Origin of the sequence: Microvirga massiliensis (genome assembly GCF_001006805.1) — a bacterium.
Classification (GTDB): Bacteria; Pseudomonadota; Alphaproteobacteria; order Rhizobiales; family Beijerinckiaceae; genus Microvirga; species Microvirga massiliensis.
Window position 1 is genome coordinate 25,195 of sequence record NZ_LN811361.1, and the last position, 19,200, is coordinate 44,394.

Genomic DNA, 19,200 nt, shown 5'->3' on the forward strand with positions numbered 1-19,200 from the left:
AGGCGATGGCCGGAATGCGGAAGACAGGTTGGTCGGGGCAGGGCTGCCCTTAGATCACCACATTGCGCCGCTCATGCCGGCAACCAGGCCGGTTCCGGGCGGGCTCCCGTGACCGGCTTTGGCTGACACCGACGAGGGGAGCAGGACATGAGCGAGGCATCCGTCAAGTTATTCCCAGGGACCATCGAGAGCAGCCCTTCCGAGGAGTTGCCCGAGTTCTACATCGAGGCCCAGACCTCGCTCGTCGGGCGGCCTCTGCGCACGCTGAAGTCGGGAGACAGCTTCGCCGTGCTCGATGCCTATGGGGACCTCGGCATCGTCCCGGATAGCCCAGAGGGCCTTTTCTACCGCGATACGCGACACCTCTCCCGGTTCGAGTTGCGGTTCGATCGCAAGCGCCCGCTCTTCCTGAGTTCCGTCATCCAAGATGACAATGCGGCACTCACGGTCGACCTTACGAACCCAGACATCTGGTTGGATGACGAGAGCGTGACTCCACGGGATGTGATTGCGCTCGAGCGCACCAAGTTTCTCTGGCAGGGCGCTGCCTATGAACGGATTGGCTTACGCAACTATGACAGCCGCCGGCACCGGTTCCGGATCGATCTGCGCTTCGATGCCGATTTCCGCGATCTCTTCGAAGTGCGCGGGACGGAGCGCGCCAGGCAGGGACCGCGAACCGTCAAGGTACTCGGAAACGACCGTGTGATCTTTCGCTACGAGGGGCTCGACGACGTCGTCCGCCGGACGGAGCTGCGGTTCGAGCCAAGTCCCAAGCGCCTCGAGGAACACCGCGCCGTTTTCGATATCGAGCTCGAGCCGGACGAAAGGACATCAATCATCGTGACGGTGACATGCGGAGCCGGCGCGATCATGCCGTCGGCTCCGCCTTTCCTGATGGCTTATCGCGACATCCGGCGAGCGTTGCGGGCCAGCACGGCCGACATCGCGACCGTGCAAAGCTCGAACACTCTGTTCAACGAGGTGGTGTGCCGCTCGACCTCCGACCTCTACATGCTGATCACGAATACGGAATACGGGCCATACCCCTATGCCGGCATCCCTTGGTACTCCACCGTGTTCGGCCGCGATGGGATCATCACGGCGATGCTGCTCCTGTGGGTCGATCCGTCAGTTGCCAAGGGGGTTCTGAAATATCTCGCGGCCACACAGGCCACGACGGTGGATCCAAAGGCGGATGCCCAGCCCGGCAAGATCCTGCACGAGCGACGCCTCGGCGAGATGGCTGCGACCGGAGAAGTTCCGTTCCGGAAATACTACGGCACGGTCGATGCCACACCGCTCTTCGTGATGCTGGCCGGACAGTATTTCGAGCGGACGGGCGATCGCGCGACGATCGAAGCGATCTGGCCGAACATTCAGGCAGCTCTGCGCTGGTGTGACGAGTATGGGGATTCCGACAAGGACGGTTTCGTCGAGTACCACCGCGAGACGGAGCAGGGGCTCGCCAACCAGGGCTGGAAGGACAGCTACGATTCCATCTTCCACGCCGACGGCACGGGGGCGGAAGGCCCGATCGCTCTCGTCGAAGTGCAGGGTTATGTCTTCGCCGCTAAGAGAGCCGCGGCCCAGCTCGCGATCGCCCTCGGTGAGACGGACACGGCAACCCGCCTCGAGCGGGAGGCCGAGACACTCCGCCGCCGCTTCGAAGCTGCCTTCTGGTGTGAAGAGATCGGCACCTATGCCCTCGCTCTCGACGGCGACAAGAAAGCTTGCCGGGTTCGCACCTCCAATGCCGGCCATGCGCTCTTCACGGGCATCGCCGCGCCAGATCGCGCACAAAGGGTTGCGCAGACTCTCATGCATCAGGAGTCGTTCAGCGGCTGGGGCATCCGCACGCTGGCGAAGGGCGAGCCTCGCTACAACCCGATGTCCTATCACAACGGATCGATCTGGCCTCACGACAACGCGCTGATTGCGTTGGGGCTGGCGCGTTACGGACGGAAAGTCGACGCGGCGCGGGTGTTCGAGAGCGTGTTCGATGCGGCGACCTACCAGGAGCACCGGCGCCTCCCGGAGCTGTATTGCGGTTTCCTGCGCCGCCGCCGCCGCGGGCCGACGGCCTATCCCGTGGCCTGCTCTCCTCAGGCCTGGGCAGCCGCCGCCCCGTTCGGCTTTCTCGCTGCCTGCCTGGGACTCGACTTGGCGGTCACATCGGGCGAAGTCCGCTTCCTGAACCCGGTGCTGCCGAATTTCCTCGACGAAGTGGTTCTGCGAGGCGTCAGGCTCGGGACATCCTGCATCGACCTGCGCCTGCATCGTTATGGTGGGGACGACGTGACCGTGAATGTCCTGTCCCGGACGGGAGACGCACAGGTCGTGCTCATGAAATAGCGGAGGCCGGCGAGCCGCCGCTGTCCGGTCGAATCTCAGGATTTCAGATCACGCCGCTCTGTGGACAGCCTGGGGATAACCTGTGGTTGATTCGCGACACATTGACTCGCCCCGGCATGAGAACAAAATAGGAACAACACTCTCGATCGGAACGGATGGGCTGGGCATGATCCGTGCCGGGCAACGCATCGCGCTTGCCGAAATCCGCAAGCGCTTGAATCCCCGTGAGCGGCCCCGCAAGGGTGCCCTGCCCTTCGGGATTCCGGCGGTCGACCGGCATCTTTCGGGCGGCCTCCCTCTCTCGGCCCTCCACGAGGTCGTGGAAGCAAGTCCCGCGGCGGAATTCGCGGGTTCCGCCACCTTGTTCCTGGCCGGGATTGTCGCCCGCTTGGAAGGCCCCGTGCTCTGGTGCCTCTCTCGCCGGGATCTGTTTGCCCCGGGTCTGGCAGCGGCAGGGCTCCATCCCGATCGGGTGATCTTTGCAGAAAGCGGCCATGATCGCGACGTGCTGCCTGCCATGGAGGAGGGCCTGCGCGAATCCGGGCTTGCCGCCGTCGTGGGCGAGGTAACCCGCTTCGGCCTTACCGCATCGCGGCGCCTCCAGCTCGCAGCCGAGGACAGAGGAGTCATGGCCCTCGTGCTGCGACGATGGTGGACCGTCGCAGAGAAAGAGCTGACGGCCTTGCCGACAGCCGCCTTCACGCGCTGGCGCATCTCCCCCTCTCCTTCCGATCCTCCGCCTGCCCCCGGCCTCGGGCGGGCCCGCTGGCAAGTCGATCTCACACGTTGCAGGGGCGCAGAGCCCCGTTCCTGGATCCTGGAGGCCTGCGATGAGACGGGTCGTCTCGCTCTTCCTGCCCTCGTGGCCGACCGACCGTCTGCGTCGAAGAAAAGGCGGGCCGCCGCGGGATGAGCCCTTCGTCACGGTCGTGCAGGAGGGCTCGCGCCGGATCCTGGCATCGGTGGATGCCACGGCCCGCTGCCTGGGGTTGCGGCCCGGTCTCACGGTCGCCCACGCGCAGGCAATGGTGCCCAGCCTGCACATCGTCGAGGCCACGCCCGAGGAGGACGCAACCGCCCTCACCCGGCTGGCGACCTGGTGCCTGCGCTATGCGCCGCTCGTTGCTCCCGATCCTCCCGACGGAATCTGGATCGATATCGCCGGCGCAGCCCATCTCTTCGGCGGCGAGGCCCTTCTGATCGAGGATCTCATCGGACGGCTTGCCCGCAACGGCATCACGGCATCGGCCACCGTTGCCGATGCGCCGGGCGCTGCCTGGGCCGTGGCACGCTACGGAGAGATTCGTGTCGTCTCTCCGGGGGGACTCGTCGAGGCGGTTGCCGCCTTGCCCGTCGAGGCATTGCGGCTCGAACCGAAGATCCTCGAAGCTCTCCGCAGGCTGGGAATCGATCGTATCGGCCAGCTCGCCGCCATGCCGCGCGCCCCGATGGTGCGTCGCTTCGGCCATGCGGCGGCGCTCCGGCTCGATCAGGCTTTCGGACATGTGTTCGAGCCCATCAGCCCGATCATCCCGGAGGAGACACTATCGCAGCGGCTCGCCTTCGCAGAGCCGATCGGCCGTCTCGAAGATCTCGAGCGGATGACGGCCCGGCTCGCTACGAAACTCTGCCGCAAGCTCGAAAAGCGTTCGCTCGGCATCCGGCGGCTCGATCTGATCCTGCGCCGCACCGATCGCCGGGATGCGGCCCTACGGGTCGGCACGGCGCGCGCGACACGGGATGCGCCGCACCTCGCCCGCCTCTTCGATGAGCAACTCGGGACGGTCGATCCCGGCTTCGGCATCGACGAGGCTGTTCTCGTGGCGAGCCGGACCGAGCCCCTGGAAGAACGGCAGGTCGGGGTCGAGGATGGCGCGGGCCTCGGCCGCCTCGTCGATCGGCTTGGCGCCCGCCTCGGGCAGAGCCGAGTCTACCGACTGGCCTCCATTGAGAGCCGCATTCCCGAACGCTCCGTGAAACGCATTCCTGCCCTCGCGCCGCCGACCGGCGTGACCTGGCCTGCCCGGCTTCCCCGGCCGAGCAGGCTTCTCGATCCGCCCGAACCCGTGGCCGCGATGGCCCTCGTGCCCGATCACCCGCCGGTTTCCTTCGTGTGGCGACGCGTCCGTCACCGCGTCAGGCAGGCCGACGGGCCGGAACGGGTGCTCGGCGAATGGTGGATCAGAGACCGGGAGATGGCCGCGATGCGTGATTACTACCGCATCGAGACCGAAACCGGCGCACGCTTCTGGCTCTTCCGCGACGCACCCGCTGCTGATGGCGGACGCTGGTGGCTGCATGGACTGTCCGCGTGAGTGTCGGCGCTGTCACCCCTCACCCGCGCGCTGCGCTCGCGACCTCTCCCGCTTGGGGAGAGGTTGAGAGCAGTGCGGGTGAGGGTGGCAGCGCGACGCTCCAGAATGAAGCCGCGTGACGATGTACGCGGAACTGCAGGTCACGACTCATTTCTCCTTCCTTCGCGGCGCATCGAGTCCGCGCGAGATCTTCGAGCAAGCGAAGAGGCTCGGATTGCCTGCGCTCGGGATCACGGACCGGCATTCGCTCGCCGGGATCGTGCGCGCTCACGAAGCCGCGAAGGAAACGGGAACCCGTCTCGTGACCGGCTGCAGAATCGATCTGCGGGATGGTCCTTCCCTTCTCCTCTATCCGACCGACCGGCCCGCTTATTCGCGCCTGTGCCGGCTTCTGAGCCGGGGCAAGCTGCGTGCCGGCGAGGCACGCCTGCAGGATCGAAAGATCCGTAAGGGCGAATGCCACCTCGTCTGGTCGGATCTCGCGGAATGGTCCGACGGACTCATCGGTGTCGTGCTCGGCGATGAGCCGAGCGAGACGCTCGCAACGGATCTCGGCCGGGTTCGTAACCTGTTCGGTAATCGCGCCTATCTCGCGCTCATCCGCCGTTTCGCACCGAACGAACATGTGCGCCTGCATAAACTCACCGACCTCGCACGGAGCCGGTGCATACCGACGATCGCCATGGGCGACGTGCTCTATCATCATCCGGATCGCCGCATCCTGCAGGATGTCGTGACCTGCATCCGTCTCGGCTGCACGCTCGACGAAGCGGGATTCCGGCTGGAGCGGCACGCAGATCGGTTCCTGAAAGATCCCGTGGAGATGGCGCGCCTCTTCGAGCATCATCCCGAAGCGGTGGCTCGATCGGCCGAGCTCGCCTCTCGCTGCACCTTTTCCCTCGACGAGTTGCAGTACCAATATCCCCATGAAGTCTCCACGCCCGGAGAAAGCGCCCAGGAAACTCTCGAACGTTTGACGCTGGCAGGTGCCCGGGAGCGCTATCCGAAAGGCCTGCCCGACAAGGTCGCAGCACAGTTGCGGTACGAACTCACCCTGATCGAGGAGCTAGGCTATGCTCCTTACTTTCTGACGGTGCATTCCATCGTGCAGTTCGCGCGCAGCCGGGAAATCCTGTGCCAGGGCCGGGGCAGCGCCGCCAATTCGGCTGTCTGCTATGTCCTTGGCATCACCTCCATTGATCCCGTTCAATCGGGACTCCTCTTCGAACGCTTCGTGTCGAGCGAGCGCAACGAACCGCCCGATATCGATGTCGATTTCGAGCACGAGCGCCGCGAGGAAGTGATCCAGTGGATCTACGAGACCTATGGCCGTCATCGCGCTGCGCTGACAGCCACTGTGATTTGCTACCGGGCGCGCGGTGCCGTCCGCGAGGTCGGCAAGGTGCTCGGCGTTCCTGAGGATGTCACCGCGGCTCTCGCCGGACTCGTCTGGGGATGGAGCACGGAGGGCGTGGGCGAGCGCGAGCTGAAGGATCTCAACCTCAACCCCGATGATCGTCGCCTGCGTCTCACGCTGGCTCTCGCCCGCGAACTCATCGGCACGCCGCGTCATCTCTCGCAGCATCCGGGCGGCTTCGTGCTCACTCAGGATCGTCTCGACGAACTCGTGCCGATTGAGCCCGCCGCTATGGAAAACCGGCAAGTCATCGAGTGGGACAAGGACGATATCGAAACCCTCAAATTCATGAAGGTGGATGTGCTTGGCCTCGGGATGCTCGGCTGCATGCGTCGCGCCTTCGATCTTCTGCGCACGCACAAGCAGGTGAGCTACGATCTTGCCAGTATTCCCTCGGGGGATCGCGCGACGTACACGATGATCCAGCGGGCCGATACGGTTGGCGTGTTCCAGATCGAGAGCCGCGCCCAGATGTCGATGCTGCCACGCATGAAGCCGAGAGAATTCTATGATCTCGTGATCCAGGTGGCGATCGTGCGGCCTGGGCCGATCCAGGGCGACATGGTGCATCCCTATCTTCGACGCCGTGAGGGCAAGGAGGATGTTATCTATCCCACACCCGAATTGAAGAACGTCCTGCAGAAGACCCTCGGCGTTCCGCTGTTCCAGGAACAGGCCATGAAAGTCGCGATCGTGGCGGCCGGCTTCACACCCTCCGAAGCCGATCAGCTGCGGCGCTCGATGGCGACCTTCAAGTTCACGGGCAGCGTCTCACGCTTCCGCGACAAGCTCATAGCCGGCATGGTCGCGAACAATTACAGCCGGGATTTCGCGGAGCGCACCTTCAAGCAGCTCGAAGGGTTCGGCTCCTATGGCTTCCCGGAGAGTCATGCGGCGAGCTTCGCCAAGATCGCCTATGCCTCGTCGTGGATGAAGTGCCACCATCCCGACGTGTTCTGCTGCGCGATCCTGAACAGCCAGCCCATGGGATTCTACGCTCCGGCTCAACTCGTGCGCGACGCTCGACAGCATGGTGTCGAGATCAGGCCCGTGGACGTCAATCATTCCCGCTGGGATTGTACGCTCGAGCCCCATCGGGAGAAACGCTCCGCCGTGCGCCTCGGTCTGCGCATGACGAAGGGGCTCGCGAATGCGGATGGAGCACAGATCGTCGGCGCCCGCGGCGAACATCCTTTCCTCTCGATCGAGGATCTCTGGCGGCGCGCGGGAGTCCCCGTCGCTGCGCTCGAACGGCTCGCCGAAGCCGACGGCTTTGGCTCTTTGGGGCTTACCCGCCGCGAAGCCCTCTGGATCATCCGGGGCCTGAGCAATGCGCCGCTTCCCCTCTTCGCAGCGGCGGATGAGCGGGACGGCGCTCTGCGCCCGGAGACGATCGAGCCTCCCGTTGCTCTCGTGCCGATGACGGCGGGTGGCGAAGTCGTCGAGGATTATCGTTCGACCGGCCTCACTCTCAGACAGCATCCGGTCTCCTTCCTCAGGGCGGATCTCGCCACGAGAGGAATCGTGGAATCCCGCACCTTGCGGACGGCTCGCGACGGGCAGCGCCTCATCGTCGCCGGTCTCGTCCTCGTCCGTCAGAAGCCCGGTTCGGCGAGCGGCGTATTGTTCGTAACGATCGAGGACGAGACCGACATCGCCAATCTCATCATCTGGCCATCCCTGTTCGAACGTCAGCGCCAGATCATCCTGTCGGCTGGCATGGTCGCCTGCCGGGGCCGTGTCCAAAGGGAGGGTGATGTCATTCACGTCGTTGCAGAGCACCTCGACGATCTCTCCGGCCTCCTGCGCGAAGTGGGCACCCGGGACGAACGCTTTCCGCTGTCCCATGGGCGAGGCGACCAGGCAAAGTACAGCGGCGCGCCGGCGGCGCGCGAACCCGCCTCACGCGTCACACTTTCCAGTGAGTCGGAAGCAGGCGATCCGGGCCGCGAGGCATCGGGCATTTTGATTCCCGACCCACAGCTCGGTGCGGGAATCAAGGTGAAGTCACGCAACTTCCACTGACGTTGGCGGTGTCATAGAATCAATAGAATATCAGCGCTGCCACCTCACCCTTCGCCTCACCTCACCGCTTGTGAGAGCGGTCGCTCCAATTTGGCAGAACGAACCCAAATGTGATGTGCCTGCAGTGACATACCTTCACTTCGCCCCTGGTGGGAGAGGTCGCCCCGAAGAGGCAGGTGAGGGGTAACCGCGCCGACACCTCCCAATCCAGTTCACGCATATTCCCCGCAATCCGACGCCCACCACCCCGCCGTTAACCACCCGCTAACCATGAACCGGGCAAATCTTGCCGGGTGTTCGAAGCGTGTCGGGTGCTGGGGTCGTGAACGCAGCTTTGGAATTTGCACAGAAGCTTGGTCCGGCGCGGATGGCCGCCATGGGCGGCGTCGTGCTCGCGCTGGTGGCGTTCTTCGCCTTCGTGATCCTGCGGGTGTCGCAGCCCGCGATGGGCGTGCTCTACACCGAGCTCAGCCTGCAGGATGCGGGCGCGATCATCCGTGATCTCGAATCGCGTGGGGTCCCGTACGAGACGCGCGCCGACGGCCAGACGATCCTCGCCCCGAAGAACGACCTCGCACGCCTGCGGATGGAATTTGCCGCCAAGGGAGTCCCGGCCGGAGGCGGCGTCGGCTACGAGATCTTCGACAAGGGCGATGCCTTCTCCTCCACGAGCTTCGTCCAGAACATCAATCACCTGCGTGCCTTGGAGGGCGAGCTCGCCCGGACGATCCGCTCCATCGGCCGCGTCCAGAATGCGCGGGTACACCTTGCGATTCCGGAGCGCCGGCTCTTCGAGCGCGATCGGGAGCCGCCACGCGCCTCCATCGTGCTGCGCCTACGCGGCGAGCTCGAAAGCGCCCAGATCCGCGCCGTCCGCCATCTCGTGGCCTCTGCCGTCGAGGGCTTGCGTCCGGATCGCATCTCGATCGTCGACGAGCAGGGGCGCCTTCTGGCCGATGGGGCACAGGGTGACGTCACCCAGGCTGCGGTGGCCATCGACGAGAAACAGGCGGGACTCGAGCGCCGCCTCAAGCGGCAGATCGAGGAGATCGTTGCCGGAATCGTCGGCTCCGGCCGTACGCGGGTTCAGGTTGCCGCCGAGTTCGATCACAACCGCATCGAGAGCAGATCCGAGACCTACGACCCGGAGAGCCGCGTCGTCCGCTCGACGCAGACCCGCGAGGAGAGCCAGACGAGTGCCGCCAATGACGGAACCGTCAGCGTCGGCAACGAGCTCCCCGGGGCGACATCTCAAGGCGGCGCAAACGCAGCGCGAGACACCTCCGCGAAGACCGAGGAGACGGTCAATTACGAGATCTCGCGCACCATGCGCACCGAGGTCCTCGAAGGCGGCCGCCTGAAGCGCCTCTCGGTCGCGGTCCTCGTCGATGGCGCCTATAGCCGCGGCGCGAACGGCGAGCTCTCCTACCAACCCCGCTCTCAGGAGGATCTCGATCGGATCGCGACGCTCGTACGGACGGCGATCGGCTACGACCAGAATCGGGGCGACCAGGTCGAAGTCGTCAATCTCCAGTTCGCGGACGCTCCGCAGGAGACCGAGTTCGCAGACGAATCCCTCGTCACGAGCCTGCTCAACCCCACGAAGGAAGACATCTTCACCTATATCGAAATTGCCGTCATCGCCCTCCTGACATTGATGGTCCTGCTCATGGTGGTTCGCCCTCTCGTGAAGCAGGTCATCGGCCCGGAAGTCTCGCGCAAGCTCCTGCCCACGACGCCCGCGGCGATTGCCGCCGCGGGCGACGCCCCGGCACCCGAGCCAAGCCGAGACAATCCGGCCATGAGGATGCTCGAGCTCGCGCGCGTGAACGGCGAGATCCAGCAGCAATCAATCGAGAAGATCGGAGAGCTCGTCCAGGCCAACCCGGCCGAGAGTGTGGCGGTGCTGCGCCAGTGGATCAACGACCGGACCTGAGATCATGTCGATCCCTCTTTACGAACTCACCGGCCCGCAACGCGCCTCGATCATCCTGCTCGCCCTCGGCGCCGAGTTCGGGCGCCCGATCTGGCAATCCCTGGAAGAGGATGAGATCCGGGTGGTCACGCATGCCATGGTGCAGCTCGGCACCATCGATGCGGAAACGGTCGAGCAGCTCATCGTCGATTTCGTTGGCACTCTCTCGGCGGGAGGAGCCGTCGTCGGCACCTTCGATCGTGCGGCGCAACTTCTCGGGCAGCTCCTGCCGCCGAAGCAGGTGGAAAGCCTCATGGACGAGATCCGGGGTTCCGCCAGCCGCAGCATGTGGCAGCGGCTCGCGCATATCGATCCCGAGGTTCTCGCCAATTACCTGCGCAACGAATATCCGCAGACGGTCGCCGTGATACTGTCGCGCGTCCGGCCCGATCACGCGGCCCGCGTCCTCTCGATTCTTCCCGACGAGTTCGCGGTCGATGTCGTCAACCGCATGCTGCGGCTCGAAAAGGTCCAGAAGGAAGCCCTCGAGCATATCGAGGAAACCCTCAGGAGCGAGTTCGTCACGACGGTTGCGCAGACGTCCCGCCGGGATGCGCACAAGAGCATGGCGGAAGTCTTCAATGCGCTCGACCGGCACACGGAGAGCCGGTTCCTCTCCGCGCTCGATCAGATCAACCGGGAGGATGCGAAGAAGATCCGTGCGCTGATGTTCACCTTCGAGGATCTCGCGAAGCTCGATCCGGGCAGCATCCAGACCCTGATGCGGCAGGTGGATCGCGATACGCTCGCGCGTGCGCTCAAGGGCGCCCCCGAGCCGATCCGCGCCTTCTTCTTCTCCAACATGTCGAGCCGGGCTTCGAAGAACCTCCAGGACGAAATGGCCTCCATGGGCCCGATCCGCCTGAAGGATGCCGACGACGCGCAGATCAAGATGGTTCAGCTCGCGAAGGAGCTCGCCGACCGCGGCGAGATCCTCATCTCGAAGAACCGCGCCGAGGAGGAGCTCGTCTATTGACGATCAATGTGAAGCCCTTCCTGTTCGGCAACGATTTCCGCCAGCGTCCTCCCGAGCCGAAACCCGACACGCGCCACGAGGAGGCCATCGCCGAGGCGGAGGCGCGCGGCTACATGCGCGGGCTTGCCGAAGGCCGGCAGCACGTCGAAACGGAAGCCGAGCTCCGCGTCGCTGCCGCGCTCGAGTCGCTCGCGACCGGTATCGGCGCGATCATGGCGTCGCTCGACAGCCGCCACTCCGAGACCGAGAGCCTCGCCATCGAGTTTGCCCTCGCGCTCGCCCGCAAGCTCGCCGGAGATGCGCTCGCGCGCGAGCCGCTCGCGGCAATCGAGGCCGCTGCGCACCAATGCCTGCAGCATCTGCGCGGCGTTCCCCATCTCGTCGCGCGTGTCGAGCCGTCGCTCGTCGAGCGTGTCGACGAGCTCCTCCGCCGCCTCGCACGCGAGCGCGGCTTCGACGGCAAGATCGTCACGCTCGGCGATCCGGATATCCCCGCCGGAGATGTGCGCCTCGAATGGGCTGATGGCGGCGTGGCGCGCGATCGTTCGCGCATCGAAGCCGCTGCTGCCGAGATGCTCGGGCGCGCATTGCATCGCCCCCTTTGAACCAAGGACATATTCTCTATGGCGACCGAAACCGATCTCCCACTGCCCAACCTCCAGGAGCAGGACGTCACTTTTGCGGGCTTGAGGGAAGCAGCGATCAGCCCGAAGACGGCTGCCGACCTCGAACAGGTCTTCGACGTGCCCGTGACCGTCACGGCGGTCCTCGGCAACACGGTCATGCCCGTCGGCGATCTCCTCGCGATCAAGCCGGGCTCCCTCCTCGAACTGGATCGCAAGGTAGGCGAAGCCATCGACATCCTGGTGAGCAACCGGCTCGTCGCGCGTGGCGAAGTCGTTCTCGTCGAAGACCGACTCGGCGTCACGATGACGGAGATCATCAAGAGCGACCATTAGCATGGCGGGCCGGGCGCACTCATCCAGGCTACGGAACTGCCCGGCCCGAATGAATCCCTGTCCGCGGCGGCGGATCGATCAGAAGGCCCTTCGCATAACCGAGGCCCGAGCGGATAACCGGAAAAGGAGACGAAGATGCGTCTACTCATCATCGGCCGGCTGAACGGTGAATTGATTGCCGCCTCGAAGATCGCGATGCAGAGAGGCGCAGCGGTCGTGCAGTCGGATACCGTCGAGCAGGGGCTCGTGGTCCTGCGCAGCCGGGGCGCGGATCTCATCATGGCCGACGTGGCGCAGCCGATCGCCGAGCTCGTCGACGCTCTGGCTCTCGAACGCATGCGCACGCCGGTCGTCGCCTGCGGCACCGGGACGGATGCGCGCGCTGCAGTGGCGGCCATTCAGGCCGGCGCACGGGAATACATTCCCCTTCCGCCGGATCCGGATCTGATCGCTGCGATCATCGAGGCGGTCACATCGGACAATCGGGCCTTCGTCTGGCGCGATCCGGCCATGGAGCGCGTCGTGCGCCTCGCCGAACAGGTCGCGCGATCCGAGGCCTCGGTCCTGATCACCGGCGAAAGCGGGACCGGCAAGGAGGTCGTGGCGCGCTATATCCATGGGCGCTCCGGCCGCAAGGGGAAAGCCTTCGTGTCGGTGAACTGCGCCGCGATCCCAGATAATCTTCTCGAGAGCGAGCTGTTCGGTCACGAGAAAGGGGCCTTCACGGGCGCGGTGGCCCGTCGGATCGGCAAGTTCGAGGAAGCCAATGGGGGCACGCTCCTCCTCGACGAGATCTCCGAGATGGATGTGCGCCTGCAGGCAAAGCTGCTGCGCGCCTTGCAGGAACGGACGATCGACCGGGTCGGTGGCTCGCAGCCCGTCAGAGTCGATATCCGGGTGATCGCCACCTCCAACAGGAATCTCGGCGACGAGGTCCGAAAGGGCACGTTCCGGGAGGATCTCCTCTACCGTCTCAACGTCGTGCATCTGCGCCTGCCGGCGCTCCGCGAGCGGCCAGCCGACGTGCTCGAGCTCGCGCGCCACTTCCTGAAACGCTACGCGGACGCGAACGGCCTGCCGGATCGTCCTCTTTCGGCCGAGAGCCGAGACCTTATTCTCCATAGCCCCTGGCGCGGCAACGTGCGGGAACTCGAGAACACGATGCACCGTGCGGTGCTGCTGGCGAGCGGCTCCGAAATTACGCCCGACGCCATCATGACACCCGAAGGAGAAGCGCTCGGAACGAGCTCCTCCGATCCGGCCGCGCGCGCCGTTCAGGCCGCCGAGGCGGTGACGCGAGGGCTCGTCGGACGGACCGTCGCCGATGTGGAGCGCGACCTGATCCTCGACACCCTCGATCATTGCCTCGGGAACCGGACCCATGCCGCCCGGATCCTCGGAATTTCGATTCGCACGCTCCGGAACAAGCTGAACGAATACAATCTGTCCGGGATCGTGGTGCCGGGGCCCGGCCAGGGTCGCTCGGCTGCCTGAAGGACCGTCCCTACTCCGAGAAACGGCTCCGGGCGCCGCAATAGCGGGCGCGACACGAACGTGCTTGCCGCAGGGTAAGCCTGGCGTTAGGTCTGCGGACTGTGAACCAAGCAGCCGCACGCCTGGCCCAAGCACCGGCCCAACCAACCCGGGAGTCGCAGGCCGCCTCCTGGCCGGATTCCGCTGGGGGATTCCGTCTCCTCTGGGCCGCGGCAGTGATCGTGCCTGTCCTCATCTTCGCAGCCGCGGCGATCTGGAGCTGGAGCGACATCATCCGGGAGACGCGGAACCGATTGGAGCGGACCGTCGACATGCTGCACGAGCATGCTTTGCGCTCCATCGAGACGCAGGAGGCCATCATCGAGGCCGTGAACCTGCGCATCCGGAACCTCACCGATGCAGACATTGCCGAATCGGACGACCTGCAGGAGTTGCTGAAGCAGGTCGTCGCCGAGACGCACCCGTCCAACGGAGTCGCGATCATCAGCAGCGACAACCGAGTCGTGATGACGAGCGCCGATATTCCGCTGCGCATCGGCAGCAGCGTCGCGGACCGGGATTATGTCCGTGCCCTGCGCGGCGATCATCGGGGCACCTATATCGGCGAGGTCGAGATTTCGCAGGTGGCGAATACGGCGCTGTTTCCGATCAGCCGACGCGCATCGAACGGCCGGAACCTGATCATCTCGATGTTCAGGCCGAGCTACTTCGAGGACTTCTATAAATCCGTGGTCGAAACCCCGAACGATATCGTCGCCCTCGTTCGGGCCGATGGAAAGCTTCTCGCGCGCTCGCCGCGGCCGGATGACATCGAGGAGTACCGGCGACAGATCTACAGTCCGATTTTCGACGAGGTCATGAGCACCGGCCGCGCGTTCACGTCCGGCGTCCTCCCGTTGGCTCCGGACCGCCGCTACTATGCCTCTCGACAGGTCGGCTCGCATCCGGTCCTGGTGGTCTATGGTCTCGACCCTGCCGTGCTGCAGCGGGCCTGGATGCGGCAGCTCGCAATGTCCGGCCTCGCCTGCCTGACGGCAGCCCTTCTTCTGATGCTCCTCACGCATCTCGCACAGCAATCCGTCCGGCGCGAGCGCGCCGCATTGGCCGCAGCGCGGCTAGAGGCCGAACGGCGCGCCGATGCGGAAACCCGGCTCCGCCATGCACAGCGGATCGATGCGCTCGGGCAGATCGTCGGGGGCGTGGCTCACGACTTCAACAATGTCGTCATGGCCGTGATGGCGGGCACGCGCGCCATCTCCAAGCGGGGCGATGACGCTCAGGAAGTCCGGCGGATCGTCGAGCTCATCGATGCGGCGGCCGAACGCGGCGGCCGCCTGACCAAACGAATGCTGCACTTTGCACGGCGCGAGGATGCACGAACGGATCTCGTCGATATCCGCGAAGCGCTTGATTCCGTGACGGGCCTCCTCGGCCATACACTCGGGGCGGGGCTCCGCATTGCCCTCGATATGCCCGACCGCTTGCCTCCCGCGAAAGGAGATCGCGCCGAGTTCGAGACCGTCATCGTCAATCTCGTCGTGAACGCCCGCGACGCCATGCCGGACGGCGGCCTCATCACGATCAGCGCCCGCGAGGAGATCATCGCCGTGGCAGGGCCCAGTCACGCGCCCGGACTCGAACCCGGTCATTTCATCCGGGTCGCTGTCAGCGATCATGGGACCGGCATGGACCCTGACATCCTCGCCCGCGTCGGCGAGGCGTTCTTCACGACCAAGCCGCCCGGAAAGGGCACCGGACTCGGTCTCGCCATGGCGAGGGGCTTTGCCGAGCATTGCGGCGGAGCCTTGCGCATCGACAGCGAGGTCGGCCGCGGCACCACGGTGACGATCTGGCTCGCGACCTATGCCCGTGCAAAGGATACCGAGGCCGCGCCGCAGCCGGACAGCTCTGCCTGACATTCAGGAAGGCCCTCTCCCGGCAGGGAAGCATCTCTTATCCCGCTCGGGAGATGCGTATGCTGTCGTGAGAAATACCCGCAGTATCGGATACACCGTATCCTGCATCCGGAGATTTCGCACGATGCGCCTCATCGCTGTCGCACTCGCGTTGCTGACCTTGTCCGGCGGGGCGCTGGCCCAGCAGCCTCGCCCGTGGGACGAGATCCTGAGAGAGGCACGAGGGCAGATTGTCTACTGGAATGCCTGGGGTGGGGATGACCGCAACAACGCCTACATCGCCTGGGTGGCCGCCGAAATCGAGCAGCGTTACGGCGTATCGGTCCGCCATGTGAAACTGGCCGATACCGCGGAAGCCGTGACTCGTGTCGTCGCCGAACGCGCGGCGGGGCGCGACACGAACGGCACCATCGATCTCATCTGGATCAATGGCCCGAACCTCGCCTCCATGAAGCAGCACGACCTTCTCTTCGGCCCGATCACACCCGCTCTGCCGAATTTCGCTCTCGTGGATAAGGTCGGCAAACCCTCGACCGTGGTGGACTTCACGCTGCCCGTCGACGGCATGGCATCCCCCTGGCTGATGGCGCAAGTCGTGTATGTCTATGACAGTGCGCGCTCCGACCCGGCAAGCCTCCCGCGCTCCGCCGCGGCTATGCTCGCCTGGGCGAAAGCCCATCCGGGCCGCCTGACTCATCCGGTCGCCTCGAATTTCCTCGGTGCGACTTTTCTCAAGCAGGCTCTCTACGAACTCGTGCCCGACCCGTCCGTCCTGCAGCATGAAGCAACCGACGAATTGTTCGTACCGGCGGCGGAGCGACTGTTCGCGTGGTACGAGGAACTCCGGCCTCATCTCTGGCGAAGCGGTCGCGACTTTCCCGAAAACGGCCCCGCGATGCGGCAGCTTCTCGCAGACGGCGAGATCGACCTCATGATCTCGTTCAATCCCGCCGAGGCTGCCCTCGGCATCGCGAACGGCCTCCTGCCCGAAACAGCTCGGGTTCTTACGCTTGCGGGCGGCAGCATTGGGAACACCAGCTTCGTCGCGATCCCCTATAATGCGTCGCATAAGGAGGGCGCGATGATCGTGGCGAACTTCCTGCTCGAGCCTGAGGCTCAGGCCCGTGCCCAGGATCCGCGCGTGATCGGGCTGCTGACAGTGCTCGATGTCGCGCGGTTGCCTGCAGCCGAGCAGGCTCTGTTCGAGACGACGCGGCAGCCCGGCATGCCGCCGCCCGGGGCGCTCGGCCAGCCGCTTCTCGAGCCGCATCCGAGCTGGGCGACACGGCTCGTCGCGGAATGGCAGAAGCGTACCGCGCGCTGACCCGGTGCTGCGCCTTGCGCCAGGCGTCACGCTCGCCCTCTTTCTCACGCCGCTGCTGACGGGGCTCGCCGGCACGGTTCTCCCGGCCTTCGGCTATTTTCCGCCGCTCGGGCATCACGACGTCTCGCTGCAACCCTGGCGCGATCTCTTCGGAACGCCGGGTGTGATGCACTCGATCGCGCTCACCATCCTGGTCGGGCTCGGCGCGACGATGGTCTCTCTCGCCTGCGCGATCGGACTTGTCGCCCTGATGGTCCGCAAACCCGTCTGGGTGCGGCTCGAGGCTGCAATCTCTCCGCTCTTGGCGACGCCACATGTCGCGATTGCCATCGGCTTCGCGTTCCTGATTGCCCCGAGCGGCTGGATCGCGCGCCTCATCTCTCCCGAACTGACGGGCTGGACACGACCTCCGGACCTCCTGCTCCTCCGCGATCCGTACGGGCTGTCATTCCTGGCCGGGCTGGCGCTGAAGGAAATTCCCTACCTCGTCCTCATGATCGTGGCGTCCTCCCGCCAGGTGCCGGTCGCTGCGCTGATTTCGACCGGCCGGTCCTTGGGATATTCCTTCGCGGCGTCATGGATCCTGCTCGTGCTTCCGCTCCTCTATCGGCAGATCCGCCTCCCGGTCTATGCGGTGCTCGCTTTCACCCTCTCCGTCGTCGAGGTTGGCCTGATCCTGGCGCCGAGCCAACCGCCACCGCTCCCAGTCCTCGCGACCCGATGGTTCCTCGATCAGAGCCTCGATCGTTATCTGCCGGCTTGCGCAGCTGCCGTTCTGCAGCTCGTCATCGTGGTGCTCTCGATTATCGCGTGGCGTGCCGGTGAAGCGGCTGCCGGCAGGCTCGTGCGGCGGCGTTGCGAAACCGGCCATCGTCGGAGCAGCGCAGCCGCATTTCTCCTGGCGGCGTCCTCGATCGGCACTCTGTCCATCATCGTGAGCCTGTGGAGTCTCGCTGTGCTCGGCGTCTGGTCCGTGGCGCGAACCTGGACTTTCCCGGAGGATCTGCCCGAATCGTGGACGCTCGCGATCTGGACCGGCAGGGCCGATATGCTGGCGCTCGCCGGCAGGACGGCTTTCATTGCTCTCTGTGCGACGCTCATCGCGATGGCGCTCTCGATCGCCTGCCTCGAGAACGAGCGCCGACGGGGCATCACGCCGCGCGCAGGCATCCTCTGGCTCCTTTATTTTCCGCTCCTCGTGCCGCAGGTGGCGTTCCTGTTCGGCGCTCAGATCGCGATCCTGCGCCTCGGATGGGACGCCACGCTGGCCGCCGTGATCTGGAGCCACCTTCTCTTCGTGCTGCCCTATGTCTTCCTCTCGCTCGCGGATCCCTATCGCGCGCTCAATCCGCGCTTCGCGCAAATCGCGGCGAGTCTCGGCGCCACGCCGGCCGCAAGACTTCGCCGGGTGGTGCTTCCGATTCTCCTGAAGCCGATCCTCGTCGCCTTCGCGATCGGCTTCTCGGTCAGCGTCGCACTCTATCTGCCGACACTCTTCGCCGGGGCTGGCCGTGTCGCGACCCTGACGACAGAAGCCGTCACGCTGTCCGCCGGGGTAGACCGCCGGATCGTCTCGGCCGTATCGCTCCTGCAGGCGCTGCTGCCTCTGGTCGTCTATGGGCTTGCGATCGTCGTTCCGCTCACCGCATTCAGAAACAGGCGGCTGCTGCGATGAGCGAGCCACTCGCGCTCACAGAGGTGACGATCGTCCTCGGAGATCGCCGGCTCTTTGCACCGCTCTCGTTCACTGTCGCCCCGGGCGAGATCACGACGGTCATGGGGCCGAGCGGATCCGGGAAGTCCACGTTGCTCTCCTACCTGAGCGGCTTTCTCGCGGCTCCCTTCAACGGCTTCGGGCGGGTCGCGATCGGTGAGCAGGACATCACGGGGCTTGCTGCGGAGCGACGTCGAATCGGCATTCTCTTCCAAGACGACCTCCTGTTTCCGCATCTCTCCGTCGGACAGAACCTCGCCTTCGGACTGCCGGCAAGTGCCGGATCGCGTCAGGAGCGCCGGCAGATCATCGAGCGGGCTCTTGCGCAAGCAGGCCTCGAAGGTTTTCGGAAGCGCGATCCGGCCACTTTGTCCGGCGGCCAGCGAGCACGGGTCGCGCTGCTCCGCACATTGCTCGCCGAGCCCCGCGCCCTGCTCCTCGACGAGCCGTTCAACAGGCTCGACGTCGCACTTCGCCAGGAAATCCGTCGCTTCGTCTTCGAGCGCTCGCGGGAGCGATCGATTCCGGTCCTGCTCGTGACTCATGATCCGGAGGATGCCGCTGCGGCAGGCGGGCCGATCGTTACGCTAAGGCAGACGATTTAGTGACAGACCAGACCATTACTCTGACGTCATTGCGAACGACGTGAAGCAGTCCAGCGGTGCTGCGGTGGACAGGCCGGATGGCATTGTCTGCGGCTCGCAATGACGAAGTGGGTTCTCGTCGCGAT

At 65.2% G+C, this 19,200-nt stretch carries 13 protein-coding genes; all 13 read left to right on the top strand.

All coding sequences use genetic code 11. The annotated features are described in order from the left end of the window. Window positions 1–147: 147 nt before the first annotated feature. Window positions 148–2,355, top strand: a complete 2,208-nt coding sequence (locus BN1233_RS29755) for an amylo-alpha-1,6-glucosidase (protein ID WP_046867302.1) — start codon at window positions 148–150, stop codon at window positions 2,353–2,355. Window positions 2,356–2,521: 166 nt separating this feature from the next. Continuing rightward, window positions 2,522–3,268 (top strand): ImuA family protein, encoded by a 747-nt coding sequence (locus tag BN1233_RS29760; RefSeq protein ID WP_046867303.1) that lies wholly within the window; start codon window positions 2,522–2,524, stop codon window positions 3,266–3,268. After that, on the top strand, window positions 3,186–4,670 hold the full coding sequence (locus BN1233_RS29765; protein WP_046867304.1) for a Y-family DNA polymerase: 1,485 nt from the start codon (window positions 3,186–3,188) through the stop codon (window positions 4,668–4,670). Before BN1233_RS29760 ends, BN1233_RS29765 begins: the two co-directional genes overlap by 83 nt. A gap of 121 nt (window positions 4,671–4,791) precedes the next feature. Then, entirely contained in the window at window positions 4,792–8,112 is a 3,321-nt protein-coding gene (locus BN1233_RS29770; RefSeq protein ID WP_046867305.1) for an error-prone DNA polymerase, read from the top strand. 322 nt (window positions 8,113–8,434) lie between these two features. Then, a complete protein-coding gene (gene fliF / locus BN1233_RS29775) occupies window positions 8,435–10,048 on the top strand; it encodes a flagellar basal-body MS-ring/collar protein FliF (RefSeq protein WP_074078387.1) in 1,614 nt (537 codons plus the stop codon). Between the two features lie 4 nt (window positions 10,049–10,052). Continuing rightward, the gene (fliG, locus tag BN1233_RS29780) at window positions 10,053–11,063 is read left to right on the top strand and encodes a flagellar motor switch protein FliG (protein ID WP_046867306.1); all 1,011 of its coding nucleotides are present in this window, start codon (window positions 10,053–10,055) and stop codon (window positions 11,061–11,063) included. After that, window positions 11,060–11,668, top strand: coding sequence for a FliH/SctL family protein (locus BN1233_RS29785; RefSeq protein ID WP_048708646.1), 609 nt, complete (start codon window positions 11,060–11,062; stop codon window positions 11,666–11,668). The genes fliG and BN1233_RS29785 overlap by 4 nt, the downstream gene beginning before the upstream one ends. Before the next feature lie 18 nt (window positions 11,669–11,686). Then, window positions 11,687–12,022, top strand: coding sequence for a flagellar motor switch protein FliN (gene fliN / locus BN1233_RS29790; protein ID WP_046867307.1), 336 nt, complete (start codon window positions 11,687–11,689; stop codon window positions 12,020–12,022). Between the two features lie 135 nt (window positions 12,023–12,157). Further along, window positions 12,158–13,516, top strand: coding sequence for a sigma-54-dependent transcriptional regulator FlbD (gene flbD, locus BN1233_RS29795; RefSeq protein WP_046867308.1), 1,359 nt, complete (start codon window positions 12,158–12,160; stop codon window positions 13,514–13,516). Window positions 13,517–13,737: 221 nt separating this feature from the next. Further along, window positions 13,738–15,432, top strand: a complete 1,695-nt coding sequence (locus BN1233_RS29800; RefSeq protein ID WP_147707628.1) for a sensor histidine kinase — start codon at window positions 13,738–13,740, stop codon at window positions 15,430–15,432. A gap of 124 nt (window positions 15,433–15,556) precedes the next feature. Continuing rightward, complete coding sequence (locus tag BN1233_RS29805; RefSeq protein ID WP_046867310.1) at window positions 15,557–16,756, top strand: ABC transporter substrate-binding protein; 1,200 nt, start codon at window positions 15,557–15,559, stop codon at window positions 16,754–16,756. Window positions 16,757–16,760: 4 nt separating this feature from the next. Then, window positions 16,761–18,431, top strand: a complete 1,671-nt coding sequence (locus BN1233_RS29810; RefSeq protein WP_046867311.1) for an ABC transporter permease — start codon at window positions 16,761–16,763, stop codon at window positions 18,429–18,431. Next, window positions 18,428–19,075 carry an ATP-binding cassette domain-containing protein gene (locus BN1233_RS29815; RefSeq protein WP_046867312.1) on the top strand — a complete coding sequence of 216 codons (648 nt, stop codon included), beginning with the start codon at window positions 18,428–18,430 and terminating at the stop codon, window positions 19,073–19,075. Before BN1233_RS29810 ends, BN1233_RS29815 begins: the two co-directional genes overlap by 4 nt. Window positions 19,076–19,200: the final 125 nt, after the last annotated feature.

What these genes read in the sequence shown, in the direction of transcription:
- BN1233_RS29755 (WP_046867302.1), top strand. Translation starts at nt 148, where the DNA reads ATGAGCGAGGCATCCGTCAAGTTATTCCCAGGGACCATCGAGAGCAGC.
- BN1233_RS29760 (WP_046867303.1), top strand. Translation starts at nt 2,522, where the DNA reads ATGATCCGTGCCGGGCAACGCATCGCGCTTGCCGAAATCCGCAAGCGC.
- BN1233_RS29765 (WP_046867304.1), top strand. Translation starts at nt 3,186, where the DNA reads ATGAGACGGGTCGTCTCGCTCTTCCTGCCCTCGTGGCCGACCGACCGT.
- BN1233_RS29770 (WP_046867305.1), top strand. Translation starts at nt 4,792, where the DNA reads ATGTACGCGGAACTGCAGGTCACGACTCATTTCTCCTTCCTTCGCGGC.
- fliG (WP_046867306.1), top strand. Translation starts at nt 10,053, where the DNA reads ATGTCGATCCCTCTTTACGAACTCACCGGCCCGCAACGCGCCTCGATC.
- fliN (WP_046867307.1), top strand. Translation starts at nt 11,687, where the DNA reads ATGGCGACCGAAACCGATCTCCCACTGCCCAACCTCCAGGAGCAGGAC.
- flbD (WP_046867308.1), top strand. Translation starts at nt 12,158, where the DNA reads ATGCGTCTACTCATCATCGGCCGGCTGAACGGTGAATTGATTGCCGCC.
- BN1233_RS29805 (WP_046867310.1), top strand. Translation starts at nt 15,557, where the DNA reads ATGCGCCTCATCGCTGTCGCACTCGCGTTGCTGACCTTGTCCGGCGGG.
- BN1233_RS29815 (WP_046867312.1), top strand. Translation starts at nt 18,428, where the DNA reads ATGAGCGAGCCACTCGCGCTCACAGAGGTGACGATCGTCCTCGGAGAT.